Source organism: Pseudoalteromonas sp. SWXJZ10B (assembly GCF_015864475.1).
Taxonomy (GTDB): domain Bacteria; phylum Pseudomonadota; class Gammaproteobacteria; order Enterobacterales; family Alteromonadaceae; genus Pseudoalteromonas; species Pseudoalteromonas arctica.
Genome location: NZ_JADYXD010000004.1, coordinates 239,177 through 260,973, shown reverse-complemented (window position 1 = coordinate 260,973; position 21,797 = coordinate 239,177). Strand labels below are relative to the sequence as shown.

Annotated in this window: 19 protein-coding genes; 7 read left to right on the top strand and 12 right to left on the bottom strand. The window is 40.6% G+C overall.

Going from position 1 to position 21,797, the window contains the following annotated elements:
- From I6F54_RS06155 to lrp, 8 genes are all read right to left on the bottom strand, one after another.
- Positions 1–472, bottom strand: a 472-nt coding sequence (locus I6F54_RS06155; RefSeq protein ID WP_197140337.1) for a transposase, incomplete at its 3' end; no start/stop codon positions are given.
- A 218-nt stretch (positions 473–690) separates the two neighbouring features.
- Positions 691–1,149: a hypothetical protein gene (locus I6F54_RS06150; RefSeq protein ID WP_197140335.1), complete on the bottom strand. Its 459-nt coding sequence runs from the start codon at positions 1,147–1,149 to the stop codon at positions 691–693.
- Between the two features lie 632 nt (positions 1,150–1,781).
- Positions 1,782–3,086 (bottom strand): serine--tRNA ligase, encoded by a 1,305-nt coding sequence (serS, locus tag I6F54_RS06145; RefSeq protein WP_165727845.1) that lies wholly within the window; start codon positions 3,084–3,086, stop codon positions 1,782–1,784.
- A gap of 9 nt (positions 3,087–3,095) precedes the next feature.
- Positions 3,096–3,476 (bottom strand): fluoride efflux transporter CrcB, encoded by a 381-nt coding sequence (crcB, locus tag I6F54_RS06140; protein WP_021032117.1) that lies wholly within the window; start codon positions 3,474–3,476, stop codon positions 3,096–3,098.
- Positions 3,469–4,812, bottom strand: coding sequence for a replication-associated recombination protein A (locus I6F54_RS06135; protein WP_197140333.1), 1,344 nt, complete (start codon positions 4,810–4,812; stop codon positions 3,469–3,471). The genes crcB and I6F54_RS06135 overlap by 8 nt, the downstream gene beginning before the upstream one ends.
- Positions 4,805–5,431 carry an outer membrane lipoprotein chaperone LolA gene (gene lolA / locus I6F54_RS06130; RefSeq protein ID WP_197140331.1) on the bottom strand — a complete coding sequence of 209 codons (627 nt, stop codon included), beginning with the start codon at positions 5,429–5,431 and terminating at the stop codon, positions 4,805–4,807. Before lolA ends, I6F54_RS06135 begins: the two co-directional genes overlap by 8 nt.
- Positions 5,431–7,926 (bottom strand): DNA translocase FtsK, encoded by a 2,496-nt coding sequence (locus tag I6F54_RS06125; protein WP_197140322.1) that lies wholly within the window; start codon positions 7,924–7,926, stop codon positions 5,431–5,433. Before I6F54_RS06125 ends, lolA begins: the two co-directional genes overlap by 1 nt.
- 173 nt (positions 7,927–8,099) lie before the next feature.
- Positions 8,100–8,579: a leucine-responsive transcriptional regulator Lrp gene (gene lrp / locus I6F54_RS06120; RefSeq protein WP_007582985.1), complete on the bottom strand. Its 480-nt coding sequence runs from the start codon at positions 8,577–8,579 to the stop codon at positions 8,100–8,102.
- Between the two features lie 142 nt (positions 8,580–8,721).
- Here lrp and ald point away from each other — a divergent pair, with 142 nt between their 5' ends.
- Positions 8,722–9,843, top strand: coding sequence for an alanine dehydrogenase (ald, locus tag I6F54_RS06115; protein WP_010552621.1), 1,122 nt, complete (start codon positions 8,722–8,724; stop codon positions 9,841–9,843).
- Positions 9,844–9,964: 121 nt separating this feature from the next.
- Here ald and pssA read toward each other — a convergent pair whose 3' ends face one another.
- Positions 9,965–11,290, bottom strand: coding sequence for a CDP-diacylglycerol--serine O-phosphatidyltransferase (pssA, locus tag I6F54_RS06110; RefSeq protein ID WP_197140312.1), 1,326 nt, complete (start codon positions 11,288–11,290; stop codon positions 9,965–9,967).
- Positions 11,291–11,588: 298 nt separating this feature from the next.
- Here pssA and trxB point away from each other — a divergent pair, with 298 nt between their 5' ends.
- From trxB to infA, 4 genes are all read left to right on the top strand, one after another.
- Positions 11,589–12,539 carry a thioredoxin-disulfide reductase gene (gene trxB, locus I6F54_RS06105; protein WP_008168643.1) on the top strand — a complete coding sequence of 317 codons (951 nt, stop codon included), beginning with the start codon at positions 11,589–11,591 and terminating at the stop codon, positions 12,537–12,539.
- A gap of 97 nt (positions 12,540–12,636) precedes the next feature.
- Positions 12,637–13,353 (top strand): leucyl/phenylalanyl-tRNA--protein transferase, encoded by a 717-nt coding sequence (gene aat, locus I6F54_RS06100; protein ID WP_197119315.1) that lies wholly within the window; start codon positions 12,637–12,639, stop codon positions 13,351–13,353.
- Positions 13,346–14,050 (top strand): arginyltransferase, encoded by a 705-nt coding sequence (locus I6F54_RS06095; RefSeq protein ID WP_197119355.1) that lies wholly within the window; start codon positions 13,346–13,348, stop codon positions 14,048–14,050. The genes aat and I6F54_RS06095 overlap by 8 nt, the downstream gene beginning before the upstream one ends.
- A 90-nt stretch (positions 14,051–14,140) precedes the next feature.
- Positions 14,141–14,359 carry a translation initiation factor IF-1 gene (gene infA, locus I6F54_RS06090; RefSeq protein WP_002962494.1) on the top strand — a complete coding sequence of 73 codons (219 nt, stop codon included), beginning with the start codon at positions 14,141–14,143 and terminating at the stop codon, positions 14,357–14,359.
- Positions 14,360–14,573: 214 nt separating this feature from the next.
- Here infA and clpA read toward each other — a convergent pair whose 3' ends face one another.
- Together clpA and clpS are read right to left on the bottom strand one after the other, a co-directional pair.
- Positions 14,574–16,835, bottom strand: a complete 2,262-nt coding sequence (gene clpA / locus I6F54_RS06085) for an ATP-dependent Clp protease ATP-binding subunit ClpA (RefSeq protein ID WP_197140305.1) — start codon at positions 16,833–16,835, stop codon at positions 14,574–14,576.
- Between the two features lie 68 nt (positions 16,836–16,903).
- Entirely contained in the window at positions 16,904–17,212 is a 309-nt protein-coding gene (clpS, locus tag I6F54_RS06080; RefSeq protein ID WP_007585109.1) for an ATP-dependent Clp protease adapter ClpS, read from the bottom strand.
- 209 nt (positions 17,213–17,421) lie between these two features.
- On the opposite strand from clpS, the gene cspD reads away from it, so the two are divergent.
- Positions 17,422–17,640 carry a cold shock domain-containing protein CspD gene (gene cspD, locus I6F54_RS06075; protein ID WP_002962500.1) on the top strand — a complete coding sequence of 73 codons (219 nt, stop codon included), beginning with the start codon at positions 17,422–17,424 and terminating at the stop codon, positions 17,638–17,640.
- A gap of 526 nt (positions 17,641–18,166) precedes the next feature.
- Positions 18,167–20,389: an NADP-dependent isocitrate dehydrogenase gene (locus tag I6F54_RS06070; protein WP_197140304.1), complete on the top strand. Its 2,223-nt coding sequence runs from the start codon at positions 18,167–18,169 to the stop codon at positions 20,387–20,389.
- A 160-nt stretch (positions 20,390–20,549) separates the two neighbouring features.
- Here I6F54_RS06070 and I6F54_RS06065 read toward each other — a convergent pair whose 3' ends face one another.
- A complete protein-coding gene (locus tag I6F54_RS06065; protein ID WP_197140302.1) occupies positions 20,550–21,791 on the bottom strand; it encodes an amidohydrolase family protein in 1,242 nt (413 codons plus the stop codon).
- Between the last annotated feature and the right edge of the window lie 6 nt (positions 21,792–21,797).

Below are 21,797 nucleotides of genomic sequence, written 5' to 3'. Positions count from 1 at the left end.
ATGTGCCGCTCCACTCTTTACTCGCATTGGACTTTAATTTACACCCATCAATGGCAAACATGTTGCGGCCTATCAAGCCTTCCTCATCACATATCATCAGTACTTGCGTAAAAAGCGGCTCAATCTGCTCATGCATTTTGGCCACGAATCCCGCTATAGATGTGTAATGCGGCTGGATATCACCCGACACACTCATAAATAAAATGTTCGTCTCACACGCTTTAGCAATTCGGCGGCTACTAATTAAACCATGAGCATAACCCAGTAAAATAATCTTTAGCATTACCGAGGGTGGATACGCCGCCGCACCCGTTCTGTCGTTGTTATACCACGCGTCAAAGCCCGACAAGTCGAGTTTATTTTCGACAATATAACAAAGGGCATACTCAAAGGTGCCAGGCAAAATTTGTTCAGCGAAATTGATAGGAATGAATTTATTTTGACAGGATAAGTCAGGCTTATAGTTAGCCATAACAGTTTACCGTGGGTGAATAATATCTATTAGATCACAGCGAACAGATGGATTCAAGGTTAAAAAGCAATCAATTAAAAATAGTAGAATACGTTCCTAAAAAGAGTAATTCTACAGCCTCAACGCCTCACTAAGAGGCAAAGGATAGTTGGCTAAAATAAGCGAGGCACGAGCAAATAGCCAACTGTTATTTGTCCTGCTTGAGTGACTTGTTATGTTTATAGTTGGGAACTGCGTTGAAGAATCAATCCGCTTTCGCCACCAACCGTAATACGATAAGCATATGTTTTGTTTGGGGTAACATGTAAGGAGTGTTCTATTAAGTTCAAAGATGATGATTCAGAGCTAAGTTGGGATATTGGGGCAACACCTATTAAGTTATCCTCTAAATTCACATGTAACACAATAGATTCAGATACAGCCAAACTAGCAACCCTTTCCCCATTAATAAATAACGTGGCAGGAATTGCACTCCCAAATAAACCACTGTCACGGACAATAATAATCTTACTGCCTGATTTCTTAGGTAATGAATACTTTGCATAAGCAAGATATGTACTTTGATTTGAAATAGGAATCGACTCACTTAATCTAACAGGAGCAGTAGAACAACTAGAGACTAAAAATGTAACCAATAAAACGAATATATTTGTAAAACCAATATTTTTATATGACACCGATACTTCCTTATAAACATAACAGCTTATTGAACACCACTTTGGGGGGTTATAACACCCCAAAACGGCGTATATTACATGGCTCAATAATTCCACTAAATAACGCCAATGTAAACAAGTAATTACGTATGTTATAAAATGCTCGTTGTTAAAATACACCAAAACGACTTTTAATAATATTATTGGACAAAACACAAATGACTGTCGATACATACAGCGTGTTTTTAAAGTTAAATATTATTTATGAAATCTCTTTTTCTAACCACGATTACAGTCCATATGTATAGCCAGCGCTATTATTACTAGCTATACAAGGAGCACGATTGAAGCTTATCTGTTTTGATAGCTGCCTATATCCACTTTAATAATATGCAACACCCTAGCTATATGGAAATACTCAGGTGAAGTTATGTTTAAACCATTTTGTAAACTCGCAAAATCTAGCGCTAGAAACTGATAAAAAGGACAGCGCATAACTTTGGCAAATAACTGTAACGCGCTAAAACACGCCCTACATATTAGCTGAACCTTTTTACTTTTAACCTAAAACAAAAAAGCCGCTGTTCATTACAAACAGCGGCTTTCGTATTAAGATTTACAAGCTTAAAGCTTGCTTAACTTAAACTTGATTTTTATTGTTTACCAATCACTTCCAATCCACCCATGTATGGGCGTAATGCTTCTGGTACTACTACTGTGCCATCGGCTTGTTGGTAGTTTTCTAGTATAGCTACGAGTGTACGACCCACTGCTAAGCCTGAACCATTTAGTGTATGTAGTAACTCTGGCTTTTTAACACCTTCACGGCGAAAACGTGCTTGCATTCTACGCGCCTGAAAATCAGCCATGTTTGAACATGATGAAATTTCGCGGTATGTGTCTTGCGCAGGTAGCCATACTTCTAAATCGTATGTTTTAGCTGAGCCAAAGCCCATGTCGCCCATACATAAAATTACTTTACGGTACGGAAGCTCTAGCGCTTGTAGTATTTGCTCTGCGTGACCTGTTAACTCTTCAAGTGTTGCCATTGAGTCTTCTGGTTTTACAAGCTGTACAAGTTCAACTTTATCAAACTGGTGCTGACGAATTAAGCCTCGAGTATCGCGGCCATAGCTGCCTGCTTCGCTTCTAAAACATGGAGTGTGGGCAACTAATCGAATTGGTAAATCGCTTTCGTCGTAAATTTCGTCGCGGGCGCTGTTTGTAAGCGGTACTTCTGCTGTAGGAATTAAGCTAAAGCCGGCTTGTTGTTCACCATCGTCGTTCACAAGGCCTAATGTGTGGAACAAATCGCCCGCAAATTTAGGTAATTGGCTCGTGCCGTAAAGGCTTGCGCTATTAACTAAGTACGGTACATACATTTCGGTGTAGCCGTTTTTGTCTGCGTGTGTATCTAGCATAAATTGCGTTAGTGCACGGTGCATACGCGCTACTTGACCGCGCATTACGGTAAAACGTGCGCCACTAATTTTAACGCCCATTTCAAAGTCTAAACCGTTTAGGTCTTGCCCTACATCTACGTGATCTTTAACTTCAAAATCGAATTTTTTAGGTGTTCCCCACGTTAAAATTTCAACGTTGTCGTCTTCGTCTTTACCCGCTGGTACTGACTCGTCTGGCAAGTTAGGAATTGCTAAAGCAATGTCGTTAATTGCGGCTAATACTTCATCTTGCTCAGTTTTAGCAGCGTCTAGCTCGCTACCTAAGTTAGCTACTGCATCAAGTAATGGCTGCGCGTCTTCGCCTTTTGCTTTGGCTTGACCAATTGCTTTAGCGCTTGCATTACGTTGACTTTGAAGTTCTTGCGTTTTTACTTGTAATGTTTTGCGTTTTTCTTCAAGTGCCGTTACCGTCGCTACATCGAGTTCGTAACCGCGCGCCGCTAAACGTGCTGCAGTTTGTTCGATGTCTTGACGTAAAAATTTAGAATCTAACATGTTAGTTTTTTAACCTTTTTGCATTACTAGCTGAAGGCCCAGCCAAGCCATAAAAATACACACCATCACGTTTAAGATGATATTGAGGGCCATTTTAATAAAGTGACCTTGTTGTAATAACAACAACGAGTCCATTGAGAATGTTGAAAAGGTGGTTAATGCACCTAAAAAGCCAATACCGATAAGGGTTTTGGCGGGGCTTGCGGTGATAATTTCTTTATCTATCAAACCGTACAAAATGCCCATTAACAATGAACCCAGAATATTAACCGTCAACGTGCCAAAAGGGAATCCCCTACCGAGGAGTTTTAGCATGCTTTCGCTAATAAAAAACCGTAAACACGCACCTGAGGCTCCGCCAAGGGCGATCATCATATAAAGTTTAATCATTTTCGTACCGTTTAAGTGGGCTTTGCGCATCGCGCTCTTTTAGGTAGTCGAGTTTTTGTTTAATTTTTTGCTCAAGTCCGCGATCGCTCGGTAAGTAATATTCTTTACCTTCCATTTCTGGCGGTAAGTACTTTTCACCTGCGGCAAATGCGCCTTCTTCGTTATGCGCATAGCGGTACTCGGCGCCGTAACCTAGGTCTTTCATTAAGTTGGTTGGCGCATTGCGTAAATGCTCTGGCACAGGGTAACTTGGCTCGTTTTGAGCATCCTGCTTGGCTTGATTAAACGCCATATACACCGCATTACTTTTGGGGGCGCTGGCTAAATACAATGTGGCTTGTGCAATAGCACGTTCGCCTTCGCCAGGCCCTACTCGCTGAAATATATCCCACGCATTTAAGGCCACTTCCATCGCGCGCGGATCGGCGTTGCCTATATCCTCTGTTGCAATGGCAAGTAAACGCCTTGCTACATACAAAGGGTCGCCGCCACCAGCTAAAATTCGGCAATACCAATACAGAGCACCATCAGGGGAGCTACCACGTACTGATTTATGAAAGGCTGATATTAAATCGTAAAACTCATCGCCGCCTTTATCGTATTTAGCTAAGTGTGTAGGCAGTACTTGGCTAAGTACGTGCTCATCTACGTTGTATTGCCCGTTTTGCTGGGTTGTTAAATCAACTGCTTGTTCAAGTAAATTAAGTACTTTTCGCGCATCGCCACCACTTGCTTGACACAGTGCCTTTTTAGCGTTGTCGGCAATAGTTATATGTTTTTGGCTTAGCTGCTCATCTTGTTTAAGTGCGCGCTCTATTACGGTGTATAAGTCGGTATCGGCAAGCGATTTTAAAACATACACACGCGCACGCGACAATATAGCGTTGTTGAGGGCAAACGATGGGTTTTCGGTGGTTGCACCTACAAATATAAAGGTGCCGTCTTCAATGTGCGGTAAAAACGCATCTTGCTGAGACTTATTAAAGCGGTGAACTTCGTCAACAAACATAAGGGTGCGTTGGCCGCGGCTTTCTAAGTTATCGCGCGCTTGCGTTACGCTGTCACGTATATCTTTTACGCCTGCGGTTACCGCCGACATTTGAATAAGTGAGGCATCTGCATGGTTGGCAATTATTTGCGCAAGTGTTGTTTTACCTACACCCGGCGGGCCCCACAAAATTAAACTATGGCAGCGCCCCGCTACAATGGCTTGATGCAGCGGTTTGTCAGCACTTAATAAATGCTGTTGACCAATGTACTCGTCAAGCGTTGTAGGGCGCATACGCGCAGCAAGTGGCCGTACATCAGGCCCAAAATTAAATCCTAAATTACTCACCGTTACTCTGATCGTCTATTTCAACACCTTCAGGAGGCGTAAATTCAAAAGTGCTCTTATCAAGCTGTGTATTAACTTGTGCATCGTTAAACGTAAATGACGATAGCTGCCCTGAGTTGTCGGTAACTACTAATTTAGCAAGGCCTTGTTCGTTATCTGCAAACGCTATATCAAGTTGTTCTACTTGGCTTTCTACGCCTTTATTTGGCGTTACGCTAAAGCCTGTACTTGTTGCAAGTACGCTGTATTTTTCCCACTGTGCTGGGTCTTTTGATGTAAGTAGCACAAACGGTGTCGAGTCGATCAAGCTGCTGGTTTTCATAATCGTTACTTGCTCAGCAAAGCTGTCGAAGTAATATGTTTTATCGCCGTTTGATACAAATAACGTATCGTCTGGATTAGTTTGCTGCCAGCGAATCATCATAGGCTGTTGAAGCGCTATTGTGCCCTCGCCTTGCATAACAGCTTGGCCTTCTTTGTCTGTTACTTTTTGTGCAAACTGCGCTTTAAAGCTTTTTAAAGTAGCAAGTCTGTCTTGTAATGCTTGGCTGTCATCAGCAAAGCTTGGTGCGGCAAGTACGCTGCCTAACACTAATAATAAGGCGTTAAATTTTTTCATTAATTTGCTCCATTAGGTACTAATACATCGCGAGCGCCGTTATGACCTGGTGAACTCACGATACCCGATGTTTCCATTTGTTCTACTAAACGTGCTGCGCGGTTATAGCCAACACGCAGTTTACGTTGCACTGACGACACCGATACTTTGCCTGTTTCAATTACAAACGATACGGCTTCGTCGTATAACGGATCGTTCTCTTCGTCTGCATTTTCGTTTGCTTCACCTGGCAATAAAATATCTTCACTGGCATCACCATTGAGTATTTCATCAACGTAATTTGGCTTAGCACGCGCTTTCCAATCGTTTACTACGGCATGTACTTCATGGTCGTCTACAAACGCGCCATGCACACGCTCTGGTACGCTAGTACCTGGTGGTAAATAAAGCATGTCACCCATACCCAGCAGGTTTTCGGCGCCTTGTTGATCAAGTATGGTACGTGAGTCTATTTTACTTGATACCTGAAACGCCATACGTGTTGGTATATTTGCTTTAATTAAACCTGTAATTACATCAACCGATGGGCGCTGAGTTGCCAGTATTAAATGAATACCTGCCGCACGTGCTTTTTGGGCTATGCGGGCAATCAGCTCTTCTACTTTTTTACCTACAATCATCATCATGTCGGCAAATTCGTCAATTACTACAACAATACTTGGTAATTTACCTAGCTCGTCTGGGCCTTCTTTCATGCCATCTGTGTCTTTAAATAATGGATCAAGAATTGGGTAACCCGCTTCTTTGGCTTCAAGCACTTTTTGGTTGTAACCTTTTAAGTTACGTACACCTAATGCTGACATTAATTTATAACGACGTTCCATTTCGCCTACACACCAACGCAGTGCGTTAGCGGCTTCTTTCATGTCGGTCACTACTTCACACAATAAGTGCGGAATACCTTCGTATACTGAAAGCTCAAGCATTTTAGGGTCAATCATGATCATACGTACATCGTCAGGACCCGATTTGTACAGTAAGCTTACTATCATGACATTAACGCCCACTGATTTACCTGAACCGGTTGTACCTGCTACTAATAAGTGTGGCATTTTACCAAGGTCGGCACATACAGGCTGACCGGCAATGTCTTTACCTAACACCATAGTAAGTGGCGACGGGTTTTGCTCAAATTTAGGCGCATTTATTACCTCTGACAAACGTACTATTTCACGGTGTTTGTTAGGAAGCTCAATACCTACATAGGTTTTGCCAGGTATAACTTCTACAACACGTACACTAATTGCCGAAAGCGAACGCGCTAAATCTTTAGCTAAGCCTGTAATTTTAGATACTTTAATGCCGGGAGCTAAATCTAGCTCAAAACGTGTAACAACTGGCCCTGGGTATACAGCAACAACTTTAGCTTGAACGTTAAAGTCGAGTAGTTTTGTCTCTACTAAGCGCGATACGGTGTCGAGTTCTTCTTGCGAAATAGGGTTTTTAGCTTTATCCGGTCTGTCGAGTAAATCAAGCGACGGTAATGGCCCCGGTGGTGGCTCTTGCGTTAGTAATTGCTCAAACTTTTCTTTAGCCGTTGGCGGCGGTTGATACGCAGGTTTTGCTTTAGGCATTGGCCTAGCTGGCGATACAACCGTGGTAACTGGTTTTTCTGGCTCTATTACGGGGCTTTGGTCTAGCGCATTTAATGCAGCTTCTGTATCCATTGGCTCGTCGTCTATGGCGCTAAAGCCAATCTCTTGATCGAGTATGTCGTCAAGCTCATCAAACGGCATAAAGTCGTCACTAATTTGTGGCTCGCTAAATGGCGTTTGCGGTTTATTAATTGCTTTTTGTTTCTCTGCTTTTTTAGCTGATGTAGGCAGCTCTATTTGCTCTTTTATATCGTCTTCAAAATGGGCGTCTATTTCATCGTAATTATTTGCTTTGCCCGCAGCGTGTTCTCGGTGCATCCAACCTTTTGCGTACGATACAATAAAGCGGTAAAACCTAACCATTAAATCGCCAAGGTAATCTACAAAATCAACCCACGATACACCCGTTAATAAGGTAAGCCCGGCAAAAAAGAAACACAGCAATAATATAGATGTACCGGTAAAGTTAAATGCAGGCATCATCGCTGATGCAATAACATCGCCCACTACCCCACCAGAGGAAAAGTTATAAATATCGTCAAAATTGATACTACTAATAGCGGTAGCTGAGGTGATAAACAAAGCAAAACCAATAACACGCAGCGCTAAGGTGGTGTAATCAAGCTGTAAAATGCGGTGAGGTTGTTTAAATAGCAAGTAGCCAAATAGCTGAATGGCCGCTGGCACTAAGTAAGCCAACCAACCAAAGGTGAGTAATAAAATGTCGGCTATCCATGCACCGGCTGCTCCTGTGATATTGCTAACTTCGCTAAAACTAGTTTGCGACCATGCAGCATCTGCTGGATCAAAGCTGATTAAGGCACATAAAATAAATATTGCCGTAAAGGTGCTGATAATCAGCCCAGTTTCTAATAGTCTTTGCACACCGTTTAGGCGCATAGTTCCCTATTCCTCTTTATTATTCTATTTTTATTCACACTTACTTAGCAGTGAAATACCTTAGCAGGAAATGCAATTTGTTGCACTTTATCTTAACCTTGATGGCCTGATTATGAACAAGTTTTTATAATTTGAGCTGATATAAGCAAATGACGCAGCTAATATAAATAACCTTAAGTAATATAAGGACGAATAATTACGCCTTCTTCACCTTTTACTTCTTCCATCACTACATAAGTTCGGCTTTCACTAACGTTAGGCAATTTTAATAATATGTCACCTAATACACCACGGTATTCTGACATATCATTTACGCGCGTTTTAAGTAAAAAATCAAAATTACCCGATACTAAATGACATTCGATAATTTCTTCGTGCTTTTTAACGGCCGCACTAAACTCATCAAATACGTCGGGAGATGTTTTAGTAATTGTTACTTCTACATACACCGATAAACCTTGCCCAAGCTTAGCTGGATCGACCACTGCTTTATAGCCAAGTATGTAGCCTTCTCGTTCTAGCTTTTTCACTCGCTCCAGACAGGGCGTGGCGCTTAGGCCAACTCGTCTGGCCAGTTCAACATTTGACAAGCGTCCATCGTGCTGTAATTCCATTAAAATTTTACGGTCAATTCTATCTAATAACTGATGCATAGTACCAACTAGTTTTTTGTGCTGTTTATTTTTGTTATATAGATGATAACACTAGATTTGACTTTAAAAAAGGTGAGACACACGGGCTTATGATGAATATAATAGTGAAAAATGTTAATCCGTTCTTAATAAGGCAAATGATATGATTATTGGTGTTCCTAAAGAAATTAAAAACCATGAATACCGTGTAGGTATGGTTCCTGCGAGTGTTCGTGAATTAGTAAACCACGGTCATCAAGTGATTGTAGAAACTGATGCAGGCATGGGTATTGGTTTTACTAACGAAGATTACACGCTAGCGGGTGCTGAAATTTTAGCAACTGCTGCTGACGTTTTCGCTAAAGCAGACATGATTGTAAAAGTAAAAGAGCCACAAGCTGTTGAACGTGCAATGCTACGTGAAGACCAAATTCTTTTCACTTACTTACACCTTGCACCTGATCTTCCACAAACTGAAGACCTTGTAAAAAGCAAAGCTATTTGTATTGCATACGAAACTGTAACTGACTCTCGCGGTGGTTTACCGCTTCTTGCTCCTATGAGCGAAGTTGCTGGTCGTATGTCTATTCAAGCTGGTGCACAAGCGCTAGAAAAATCTAACCACGGTCGTGGCATGCTACTAGGTGGCGTACCAGGCGTTGAAGCAGCTAAAGTTGTTATCATTGGCGGCGGCATGGTTGGTCGTAGTGCAGCGCAAATGGCTGTTGGCCTTGGTGCTGAAGTTGTCGTTCTTGACCGTAACATCGACGTTTTACGTGCACTAGATGCGCAATTTGGTAATAAAGTAAAAGCTATTTATTCAACTGCTGATGCACTAGAAAAACATGTACTAGAAGCTGACTTAGTAATTGGTGGCGTACTAATTCCAGGTGCTGCTGCACCTAAACTAGTAACTGCTGAACACATTAAAGCAATGAAACCTGGTTCTGCAATTGTTGACGTTGCAATCGACCAAGGTGGCTGTATTGCTACTTCTAAAGCAACTACGCATGCTGATCCTACTTTCATCGTTGATGAAGTTGTTCACTACTGTGTTGCTAACATGCCAGGTGCTGTTCCACGCACATCTACGTTCGCACTTAACAATGCAACATTGCCTTTCATCATTAACCTTGCAAACAAAGGTTATAAAAAGGCATTACTAGATGACGCTCACTTCTTAAAAGGCTTAAACGTAATTAAAGGCCAAGTAACTTACAAAGAAGTAGCTGAAGCGTTCAACATGGAATATGTTGACCCACGCACAGCGGTAGAAAACGCATAATTTAGCGTTTTGTAGTTAGGTTGGTATTAAGTAATGTAGCGACCTAACTACAACCCATAAAAAAAGCAGCTAATTTTAGCTGCTTTTTTTGTATTTAAATTTCAGATTTATATAAGCTTATTTAGATAAAACGCTTAATTATAAAATCGACTTTTACGCGCTTAGCTTGGCCTAGTAGTTTTTTAACTGGCTGCGGGTAATCGTCCATCGTTTCTAAATCATCTGGGCCTGTTAAACGTCGGCAGTGTTGTAAAATTTCCTGCTTTTCGTTATCAATAGCATCCATAATTGTTTGCTCTGGATCTTCTATTAAAATACCGTTTTCGATATCAAGACCCCATGCACGCGGATTTAAGTTATGCCCGCTCAGTAAATGTTTTGTTCTATCTGAACAAATACCTTTTAAATGAAACGAATTGCTTTCATCTTTCCACAGATACACATTTAAATTACCGTTATCGATATGGCGCTTTTGCGTTTTTACAAACTTATGCAAAATGGTTTCGTATAAATAAGGTAATGCCCCTATTTTACTAAACGGCTCGCTTGGCGGTAAATAAAAGTCATTTGCTGTTTTATCGCCTACAACAATAGTCACTTGCTTACCCTGCTTTAATAATCGACGCAGTGATCGCATAAGCGGCGCCGGAAAATTAAAATATGGCGTATACAACACAAGTTCTTGCTCTGTGTTATCAAATAACGCTTTTATTAAACGATTTAATTCGTTATTACGACGCCCGAGTCCTAAAAACAAGCGAATACCTAATGCTTGCGTATTTAGCTGCTCTGCTGCGTTATAACTTGCGACTTTTAAATCACGCATTAATTGCTTTTGATCAAGCTTAAAGTCGTGCAAACGCTTAAGCGGTCGTGTGTCTATGCGCGGCACAGCCACTGAACTAAGCAGCTTTGTTTCAATAAAATCAACCACTGAGTCGCACAGTTCGCTCTGCGTTATTAAAAAGTAACGATCGAGTCTGTAGCGCTCGTTGTATTGCAAGTACACGTTGTTTAAGCTTGCACCGCTGTATAGTAAGGTATCGTCAATTACAAAACCTTTTAAATGCAATACACCAAAAAGCTCTTTAGCTTTTACAGGTACGCCATACACTTGTACGTTCGATTTAAACTTTTCTAAATCGTCACAGTACAAGCTTGCGTTGCCGTCTGATTTATCTGCGCCAATTAAACCACGTTGCGCACGATGAAAATCCACCAGCACTTTTACCTCAAGTGCCGGGTTTGCCAATGACACACGATGCAGCGCTTCTAAAATCTCACGGCCCGCTTCGTCGTCTTGTAAATACAACGCCGTAATATAAATTCGTTTTTTTGCGTTCGCTATTAAGCGTAGCAATTGCGTTCGGTAATCTTGCGCATTGGTTAAGACGTTAACGTCTTTTGAAGTCAACCCGAATGCGGGTTTTTCCTGCCAAAATAACATAGTTGCCTATTTGCTTAGGTCACATAATCTATCAGTGACAAATAAAATTAGGTAAAACATAACAAAAAAAATCAAAGGGGTCATGAAATAACGCTGTTTTGTTGCCTGTTAGTCTATTTATTGAGCTACTTAGGCATTTTAACTGTAAAAGCACAGAACTCTAGTACACAATACTGCACAGCTTTTCGATTTAAGAAAAAAAATAATCGCGGATTTTGTTTACATCTGCCTTGTTTTTCTTAGAATCAAGCGCATTAATGAGCATATTGAACACCGTATTAAACGTTTAGGAAAAATAATGACTGAAGCAAAACATTGTAAGCTACTAATTTTAGGCTCTGGCCCAGCTGGTTATACTGCCGCAGTATATGCAGCGCGTGCAAATTTAAACCCTGTTTTAATTACAGGCATTCAACAAGGTGGCCAATTAACAACCACAACTGAAGTTGAAAACTGGCCTGGTGATGCACACGGTTTAACAGGTCCTGCGTTAATGGATCGTATGAAAGAGCACGCTGAGCGCTTTGAAACTGAAATCATATTCGATCACATCAATAAAGTAGATGTATCTAAGCGCCCTTTCACACTAACTGGCGACCAAGGTACTTACACATGTGATGCATTAATCATTGCAACGGGTGCGTCTGCTAAATACTTGGGCCTAGAGTCTGAAACTAATTTCCAAGGCCGTGGTGTTTCGGCATGTGCTACGTGTGACGGCTTTTTCTATAAAGGTCAAAAAGTAGCAGTTGTGGGTGGTGGTAATACAGCGGTTGAAGAAGCGCTTTACTTATCTAACATTGCTGATGAAGTACATGTTATTCACCGCCGTGATAGTTTCCGCAGTGAAAAAATATTAGCTGACCGCCTTGCTGAAAAAGCAGCAAACGGTAACGTTGTAATGCATTACAACCGCACACTTGACGAAGTACTAGGCGACCAAATGGGCGTAACAGGCGTGCGTATTAAAGATGCACACTCTGATGCAACTGAAGAGCTTGATTTAGCCGGCGTATTTATTGCTATTGGTCACAAGCCAAATACTGATATGTTTGTTGGTCAACTAGAAATGAAAGATGGCTACTTAGTTGTAGAGTCTGGTCTTCACGGTAACGCGACTCAAACAAGCGTAGAAGGCGTTTTTGCTGCAGGTGATGTGTCTGACCACATTTACCGTCAAGCAATCACATCTGCGGGTACAGGCTGTATGGCTGCCCTTGATGCTGAACGTTTCTTAGATAATTTATAAGCAATTAAATAAATTATTATAGGGCTGATTATTCAGCCCTTTTTTTATGCCTAAAATATAGTTACACTTTTAAGATCAATTATAAAATAAGTACTGTATGAGAAATCAGCTATACCAATTAAGCGAAAACGATATAGCATTCCCCAATCCGGAATACGCATTAGAATCCCCTGATGGCTTGTTAGCAATTGGCGGAGATTTGAGTTTACCTCGCCTAAGTAATGCCTACAAAAGCGGAGTATTCCCTTGGTTTAGTGAAGATGAGCCTATTATGTGGTGGTCTCCCAGCGAGCGAGGCATTTTTGAGCTTAATGATTTTCATATAAGTAAGAGCCTGCGTAAGCATTTAAAAAAGCACCCTGTAAGAGTAACCATTAATAATGCCTTTGAAGAGGTGATAGAAGCCTGTCGCGATCAACGCCTTGATACCGATGGCACCTGGATCACCTCTGACATGCTCGAAGCTTACGTTAATGCACACAATGCTGGCATTGCACATAGTTTAGAGGTGTGGAGTAACGGAGAGCTTGCAGGTGGCTTATACGGCATTATGCAAAATGGTGTTTTTTGTGGCGAGTCTATGTTTCATCATCAAACCAATTGCTCTAAGCTTGCTATGTGGGCACTGGTAAATTGGCTTAAACGCCATAATGCACATTTTATTGATTGCCAGTTAGAAAACCCTTATTTAATGACTCTAGGTGCACAAGTAATCCCCCGTTCCACATTTTTGACTAAACTAAAAGCTGCACATAACTATACTGTTAACCCTATTATGTGGGAGCCACAAGAACTTGACGCAATCTATGAATGAGCAACTTCCTGCACGTGTTGGTTTAACCCAAGAGTTTGACTGTAGTTATTTACCCAACAGACAAGAGCAACTTTTAGTTATTCTTGATCCCAGTTGCTACAGCACCGACAAATTTGAGTCTTTATTGGGCTTAGGGTTTCGTCGCAGTGGTAACCAAATATACCGTCCACACTGCCCAATATGCAGCGCATGTAGTTCTGTACGTGTATTAGCACAAGACTTTATGCCCTCAAAATCGCAAAAACGTAAACTAAACAAAGCAAAAATACAGTTTGAGGTAAAATATTCAACGCAAGAGCGACCTGAGTACTATCCACTTTATAGCAAGTACATAACGATGCGTCATCAAGACGGAAGTATGTATCCTCCTGAAAAAGAACAGTTTCAAAGTTTTTTGCTTTGTAGTTGGCTCAAGATCACATTTATTGAACTGTGGCACCAAGATACTTTAGTCGCGGTTGCCGTAACTGATTGTATGAATAGCGCTATTTCAGCAATCTATACTTTTTTTGATCCCGACTTTGAACATTATAGCTTAGGCTCTGTGATGATATTAGAGCAGCTAAAGTTTGCTAAAGAGCAAAATAAGCAATACGTGTACTTAGGCTATCAAATTGATGAATGCGACAAAATGAAGTACAAAACTCAGTTTTTACCTGCTCAAAAACAGCTCAATGATGAGTGGGTGGCTATTTAATTTGCAAATATAGCCCCTGCGCCTTTACTTATTGGAGTATTTTGGGCAAAATCTGCAGCGTTTAACTATTAAAGAGGTGTTACGCTAAACATGGCGAAAGAAGACGTAATCGAAATGCAAGGGACAGTCCTTGATACTTTACCAAATACAATGTTCCGAGTTGAGCTAGAAAATGGTCACGTAGTTGTGGCTCATATTTCAGGCAAAATGCGCAAAAACTATATCCGTATTTTAACCGGCGATAAAGTAACGGTAGAAATGACTCCTTACGATTTATCAAAGGGTCGTATCGTATTCCGTGCTCGCTAAGTAAGTGCGTAAACGAGATTTAGTTTTTGGCTAGTATTTCACTAGCTTTAAGCGTTTATTAAATGTAATTGATAGACATTGACTAGCAATTACATTTAATAAACAAAAAGCCCAGTTTTTACTGGGTTTTTTGTTGCCTATAAAAAGGGCAAAAAAATGGCCCACTATTATTTAGCGGGCCATTTTATTTAACTAAACTTTTTAACTACAAGCTTTACGCAGGCGTTAGACTGCTCTCGTAATCAAAGTGAATCTTCTTGTCTTTAACTGATACTTTAACCGTACCGCCATCAACAAGTTCACCAAAGAGTATTTCGTTAGCAAGCTGCTTTTTAAGCTCTTCTTGAATAACACGCGCCATTGGACGTGCACCCATCGCTTTATCGTAGCCTTTATCTGCCAACCACTCACGTGCTTTAGACGTAAGCTCAAGGTTAACCGATTTTTTATCAAGCTGCGATTGCAGTTCCACAATAAATTTATCAACCACCATTAAAATAACGTCGCGCTCAAGATGATTGAACCAAATTATGTTATCTAAACGGTTTCTAAATTCAGGCGAGAACACTTTGTTAATTTCGCCCATAGCATCGTGCGTATGATCTTGCTCCGTAAAACCAATCGACTTACGCGTAGTTTCTTGCACGCCCGCATTGGTCGTCATTACAACCACTACATTTCTGAAATCGGCTTTACGACCGTTATTATCGGTTAACGTACCGTGATCCATAACCTGTAGCAAAATGTTGTAAATGTCTGGATGCGCTTTCTCAATCTCATCTAGTAGTACAACTGCATGTGGGTTTTTAATCACAGCTTCTGTTAATAAACCACCTTGTTCAAAACCAACATACCCTGGTGGTGCACCAATTAATCGGCTTATTGCATGGCGTTCTACATATTCCGACATATCAAAACGAATAAACTCAACACCCATACATTTAGCAAGCTGTTTAGTTACTTCTGTTTTACCCACACCGGTTGGGCCTGCAAACAAAAACGAACCTACTGGCTTTTCTTCGCTCGATAAACCAGAGCGAGATAAACGAATAGCAGATGTAAGCGCGTCAATAGATTGATCTTGCCCAAACACAAGCATTTTAAGATTACGGTCTAAGTTTTTAAGCGTTTCTTTATCTGTTGACGATACACTTTGCGCAGGTATACGTGCCATTTTAGATATAATTAGTTCTATATCTGCCACGCCAATGGTTTTTTTACGTTTAGAGCTAGGTTGCAAGCGCTGACTTGCACCCGCTTCGTCAATTACATCAATTGCTTTATCTGGCAAATGGCGCTCATTAATATATTTAGCACTAAGCTCAGCAGCTGCTTTTAATGCTTTTTGAGTGTAACGAATACCATGGTGCTCTTCGTAACGCTCTTTTAAGCCGTTTAATATTTTAGTGGTATCGGCAACACTTGGCTCAAGTACATCAATTTTTTGGAAGCGACGTACCAATGCACGGTCTTTCTCAAAAATATTTTTATACTCGTTGTAAGTTGTTGAACCCATACAACGTAGCTTACCACTAGAAAGCAATGGTTTAAGCAAGTTTGATGCGTCCATAACACCACCAGACGCCGCGCCGGCACCAATAATAGTATGTATTTCATCAATAAATAAAATAGATCCGGGCTCGGCTTGTAGCTCTTTTAGTAAGCTTTTAAAACGCTTTTCAAAGTCGCCACGGTATTTAGTACCCGCAAGCAATGCACCCATATCTAGCGAGTACACAACGGCATCTGCAATTACTTCTGGTACTTGCTTATTGACAATGCGATACGCTAAGCCTTCAGCAATAGCTGTTTTACCAACGCCCGCTTCACCAACAAGTAATGGGTTATTCTTTTTACGACGACACAATACTTGTACCGTGCGCTCTACTTCGCTGTCGCGCCCGATCAGTGGGTCAATGTTACCTTCACGTGCTTGAATGTTTAAGTTTGTTGTAAAGCTGTCTAGCTTGCTTGCTTCTTCATTTTGAACTTCTTGCACTTCATCATGAATATCGTCGCTGTCGTTACCTAATTCATCATCAGCTTTAGAAATACCGTGCGAAATAAAGTTAACAATATCTAAGCGCGATACATCGTGCTTTTTAAGTAGGTAAACAGCTTGGCTTTCTTGCTCAGAAAAAATAGCGACTAGTACGTTTACGCCTGTAACTTCATTTTTGCCTGACGATTGCACATGGAACACAGCACGTTGTAGTACACGTTGAAAACCAAGTGTTGGCTGGGTTTCACGCTCTTCTTCTAAATCTGGAATGACGGGTGTTGTTTCGTCAATAAATTCTAATAATTCGGTTTTTAAACCAGAAATATTAACACCACACGCGTTTAGGGCTTCTCCTGCAGAAGGATTATCTAACAGCGCAAGTAAAAGGTGCTCTACGGTCATAAACTCATGACGGCGAGTGCGCGCTTCACGAAACGCGGCATTTAATGTGAGTTCTAAGTCTTTGTTTAGCATTGGCAACCCCTTACTGAGATAATAATTTATACCACAACAATCGGATGTTTGATCACCCTAATTGGTATTTATTCCTGCTCACAACTACAAAGCAGTGGATGCTCGTTATCACGCGCGTAGCGGTTAACTTGTTCAGCTTTAGTATGGGCTACGTCGGCGCTGTAAACACCACATATACCCTTACCTTTTTCATGAACCTGAAGCATCACGTCGGTTGCTCTATCGCTATCCATATTAAAAAACGTCGTTAAAACTTCTATTACAAAGTCCATCGGCGTGTAGTCGTCGTTATTTAAAACAACTTTATATTTTCGCGGCGGCTGTAGCTTTTGCTTTTCGCTGTCGCGAACTGTATCGATAACACCTGAATCTTTCATACCACTCATAATTAAATATAGTCTTGTCTTTGTAACTCAAGCAAACTTGAATAAAAAATAAATAAAATGTTAAAAAAATAACTCAAAACACTTGACTGGTTGGCTAAATAAACTACAGTCAAACGTAGATTGATTAAACCTTAGTCAGTCTAGCAAATAATACAATTTAGAATAACTAAATTAGTCAACTTATTGAAGGATGTAGAAGTATGGCTTGCGGTAAAGTTAAATGGTTCAACAACGCTAAAGGTTTTGGTTTCATCGTAGAAGACGGCTGCGAGAATGATATTTTCGCTCATTACTCAACAATTGTAATGGACGGTTATAAAACGCTTAAAGCTGGTCAAGATGTAACATTCGAATTAGAACAAGGACCTAAAGGTCTACACGCTAAAAATATTGCCCCAGATGGTGACATTATTGAGTGACTATTGTTTTGTTCGACTAAAGCGAGTGACCTTTTAAGATCCTCGCTTAATTCCTTAAGCATACTAACTTATCTCTTCTCCCCTATTTATTGCCTCTTTTCATTCAAATTCAACCCTTTTCCTTGAATTTATTTTATATACCCCAATGTTCTAAGAGTTGATTGTTTAACTGCTTATTGGGCATGCTCAAACTCTAGCCCTTTTTATTTAAGCTTGTTACACTCTTAGTGCTAAAAATTGCGTATTAACGCAGCAACTAATCCAACTTGTCGCCTCTTATATATGTACTAGGCTAAAGGCTGATTTATTTTTGTTAATTTTTTAGCTATAAATACAATTCCAGTTCGTCAGGTGTGACTATTCTGCTTTTATAAAAGAGCAACGCTGAGTACCAACACCTAACAAACTATTCATTACGAGCGTACGTGTGCATTAACTCGTTTAATAATATGTACTCACTCATCAGTAATGATTTTCTTTGCATTGTTGAATAAGACCTTATTAGGTCGACTATCTAGGAATGATGATGACATCAAAAATTATCTATACAAAAACGGACGAAGCTCCGGCACTAGCAACTTATTCGTTGCTACCGATCATCCAAGCATATACAAATGCGGCCGGTGTTGAAGTCGAAACTCGCGATATCTCATTAGCAGGTCGTGTAATTGCTAGCTTCCCTGATTATTTAACACCAGAACAACGCATTGGTGATGCACTAGCTGAACTTGGCGAGCTTGCTAAAACACCAGAAGCAAACATCATCAAATTACCAAACATCAGTGCATCTGTACCACAGCTTCGCGCTGTAATTAAAGAGCTTCAAGCACAAGGTTATGCACTTCCAGATTACCCTGTTGAACCTAAAAATGATGAAGAAAAAGCAATTCAAGCTGCTTACGACAAAATTAAAGGCAGTGCAGTAAACCCAGTACTACGTGAAGGTAACTCAGATCGTCGCGCACCAGGTTCTGTAAAAGAATATGCACGTAACAACCCACATTCAATGGGTGCGTGGAGCAAAGATTCAGAGTCTTATGTTGCAAGCATGAGCGAAGGCGATTTCTTTGGTTCAGAAAAATCAGTAACAGTTGATGCTGCCACTGATGTACGTATTGAACATGTTTCAACTAACGGCGACGTGACAGTACTTAAACAAAGCACGCCGCTTTTAGCTGGCGAAGTTATTGATGCATCAAGCATCAGCGCTTCTAAGCTTCAAGCTTTCTTAGCTGCAGAAATTGATGCTGCTAAAGAAAAAGGTGTTTTATTCTCGCTTCACATGAAAGCGACAATGATGAAAGTATCTGATCCAATCATCTTCGGTCACGCTGTAAAAGTATTCTACAAAGATGTATTTGCTAAACACGGTGAGCTTTTTGAAGAGCTAGGTGTTGATGTAAATAATGGTTTAGGCGATGTATATTCTAAAATTCAAACATTAGACGACGCTAAGCGCGAAGAAATTGAAGCAGACATTCAAGCTGTTTACGCTAACCGCCCTGCTATTGCTATGGTTGACTCTGATAAGGGTGTTACAAACCTGCACGTACCAAGTGACGTGATTATCGATGCGTCTATGCCAGCTGCAATTCGTTCAAGCGGTCAAATGTGGAATAACGATGGTAAATTACAAGACACGAGCTTTGTAATTCCAGATCGTTGTTACTCAGGTATTTACCAAGCAACTATCGATTTTTGTAAAGAAAATGGCGCGTTTGATCCAACTACTATGGGTAGCGTTCCAAACGTTGGCCTTATGGCTCAAAAAGCTGAAGAATACGGTTCACACGATAAAACGTTTGAAGCTAAAGCAGATGGTTCTATCCGTGTTGTTGATGCAAACGGTACTACATTACTTGAGCACAGTGTTGAGCAAGGCGATATTTGGCGCATGTGTCAGGCTAAAGATGCACCAATCCAAGATTGGGTTAAGCTTGCAGTAAGCCGTGCACGCGCAACGGGCGTTCCAGCTATTTTCTGGTTAGACGAAAACCGTGCACACGATGCAGAGCTAATCAAAAAAGTAAATAAATACCTACCAGATCACGATACAGCTGGCCTAGATATTCAAATTTTAGCACCGCTTGAAGCAACATTGTTCTCATTAGCGCGTATTAAAGAAGGTAAAGACACTATTTCTGTAACAGGTAATGTTTTACGTGATTACCTAACAGATTTATTCCCAATTTTAGAGTTGGGTACAAGTGCTAAAATGCTTTCAATTGTTCCACTTATGAACGGTGGTGGCTTATTTGAAACTGGCGCGGGTGGTTCTGCACCTAAGCATGTTCAACAATTCGAAAAAGAAAACCACTTACGTTGGGATTCTTTAGGTGAATTTTTAGCACTTGCTGCTTCTCTTGAACACCTTAGCGTAACGACGGGTAACAACAAGGCACAAGTACTTGCTGATACACTAGATAAAGCGACAGGCACTTTCTTAGCAGAAAACAAGTCTCCTTCACGTAAAGTGAAAGAAATTGATAACCGTGGTTCTCATTTCTTCCTATCTTTATTCTGGGCGCAAGAACTTGCTAAGCAAAATGACGACAGTGAACTTAAAGCACAGTTTACTCAAATCGCTAGCGACCTTGAGTCTAATAAAGATAAAATCGTAAGTGAGCTTAACGATGCGCAAGGCCCTGCAGTTGATTTAGGCGGATACTTCCTACCTAATGACGATGCAGCGTTTAAAGCAATGCGTCCAAGCACTACATTTAACGATATTCTTGCTAAATTAGTATAAATATTAGTTTGAATTAAAAAGCCGCTTACTTGTAAAAGTAAGCGGCTTTTTTGTGTCTAAATTTTATAAAAAAGGCCGCTATTTATAAAATAGCGGCCTTTAAATTAATTAAATTTATTTAATTAATTAAATTTATTTAATTAATTATTTAGTATATTAATTACTTGGTATAAGCCCGTGGCATTTTTGAATCAGTCGTATAACGGTCACGTAGTTTATCTTGGCGAGATTGTGTAGATACCTCAACGCCATTAATAAACATTTTGTTCACGTGGCTGCTTAGCTCAAACGGATCATTACTCCACATTACTACGTCAGCTGCTTTACCTACTTCAAGGCTACCTGCATTAATACCAAATACATCAGCAACGTTTGATGTAACCGCTTTTAACGCACCTTCTTGGCTCATACCGTACGACACAGCATTACCAGCGTCAAAACGCAGCTGGTAAATGTTGTGGCTTGCATCGCCGCCTACCGTTAATAATACTTTTACGCCTGCTTTTTCAAGCACGCCTGCATTATCTAAACTCGCATGAAGCGAATCAAAACTTGCTGGTAAGCTATCCATTGCACTAATAATTACTGGGATATTTGCTTTAGCAACGCGCTCTTTAACTACAACAGCGTCTTGCGCACCGTTAAGTACTAAGTTAATACCAAATTGCTCTTTTACTTTAATAAGCTCAATAATATCTGCCGCACGTGATACGCCAACCACTAATGGCATTTCGCCACTGAGTACTTTTGCCATTACTTTGTCTTCAGTACTTGGCTTGTCGTCATCTTTTTTAGCTTTTTTACCGGCTTTAGTTTTGTGCTCATCAAGCTTATTAATAAGTGTTTGCAAAGTAAAAGCACGAGAACCTTTACTACGCTCACCTAAATAAACAATTAAAGCCGCTTGTTTTTGCATGTCACTGTCAAAACTACCACTTAAATCAACAACACTCGCAAGGCCTGAAAAAATGCTATCGCCGCCATGAGGGGTAATGACATCGCGTGTTACACCGCCTTTACGAGCGTAAGGTATTAAGCTTGAATGTGCGTTGTAAGCAAGACTTACGTCAAAATCAATACTGGCTTTTTCCTCGCCTGCATCGCGAGAGCCCGCAACTGCACTTACCTCAACTAAACCAAGTTGATTTACACTTGCAATAAAGCCAGGGGTTACAATTTGGCCCTTTGCATCAATAATTTGATCTGCTTTAATTTCAGTTGGATTAATTGCTGTGATTTTACCATCTGTCATTACAATGCTTGCCGCTTCTAATACACCTTGATCTGATGACGTATGCAATGTTGCATTAATAATTGCTAGCGATTGTGCGCTTACAGCACCAGATGCTAATAATCCTGCAGCAACCAGAGAAAGCGAAAACGAACGTGATAAATTTTTCATTCTGGG

Excerpts from the sequence above, each read along its gene's own strand:
- crcB (WP_021032117.1), bottom strand. The coding sequence starts at position 3,476 with ATGATTAAACTTTATATGATGATCGCCCTTGGCGGAGCCTCAGGTGCG.
- clpA (WP_197140305.1), bottom strand. The coding sequence starts at position 16,835 with ATGCTAAACAAAGACTTAGAACTCACATTAAATGCCGCGTTTCGTGAA.
- serS (WP_165727845.1), bottom strand. The coding sequence starts at position 3,086 with ATGTTAGATTCTAAATTTTTACGTCAAGACATCGAACAAACTGCAGCA.
- clpS (WP_007585109.1), bottom strand. The coding sequence starts at position 17,212 with ATGAAAGATTCAGGTGTTATCGATACAGTTCGCGACAGCGAAAAGCAA.
- pssA (WP_197140312.1), bottom strand. The coding sequence starts at position 11,290 with ATGTTATTTTGGCAGGAAAAACCCGCATTCGGGTTGACTTCAAAAGAC.
- I6F54_RS06070 (WP_197140304.1), top strand. The coding sequence starts at position 18,167 with ATGACATCAAAAATTATCTATACAAAAACGGACGAAGCTCCGGCACTA.
- ald (WP_010552621.1), top strand. The coding sequence starts at position 8,722 with ATGATTATTGGTGTTCCTAAAGAAATTAAAAACCATGAATACCGTGTA.
- I6F54_RS06125 (WP_197140322.1), bottom strand. The coding sequence starts at position 7,926 with ATGCGCCTAAACGGTGTGCAAAGACTATTAGAAACTGGGCTGATTATC.
- I6F54_RS06065 (WP_197140302.1), bottom strand. The coding sequence starts at position 21,791 with ATGAAAAATTTATCACGTTCGTTTTCGCTTTCTCTGGTTGCTGCAGGA.
- cspD (WP_002962500.1), top strand. The coding sequence starts at position 17,422 with ATGGCTTGCGGTAAAGTTAAATGGTTCAACAACGCTAAAGGTTTTGGT.
- trxB (WP_008168643.1), top strand. The coding sequence starts at position 11,589 with ATGACTGAAGCAAAACATTGTAAGCTACTAATTTTAGGCTCTGGCCCA.
- lolA (WP_197140331.1), bottom strand. The coding sequence starts at position 5,431 with ATGAAAAAATTTAACGCCTTATTATTAGTGTTAGGCAGCGTACTTGCC.
- infA (WP_002962494.1), top strand. The coding sequence starts at position 14,141 with ATGGCGAAAGAAGACGTAATCGAAATGCAAGGGACAGTCCTTGATACT.
- lrp (WP_007582985.1), bottom strand. The coding sequence starts at position 8,579 with ATGCATCAGTTATTAGATAGAATTGACCGTAAAATTTTAATGGAATTA.
- aat (WP_197119315.1), top strand. The coding sequence starts at position 12,637 with ATGAGAAATCAGCTATACCAATTAAGCGAAAACGATATAGCATTCCCC.
- I6F54_RS06095 (WP_197119355.1), top strand. The coding sequence starts at position 13,346 with ATGAATGAGCAACTTCCTGCACGTGTTGGTTTAACCCAAGAGTTTGAC.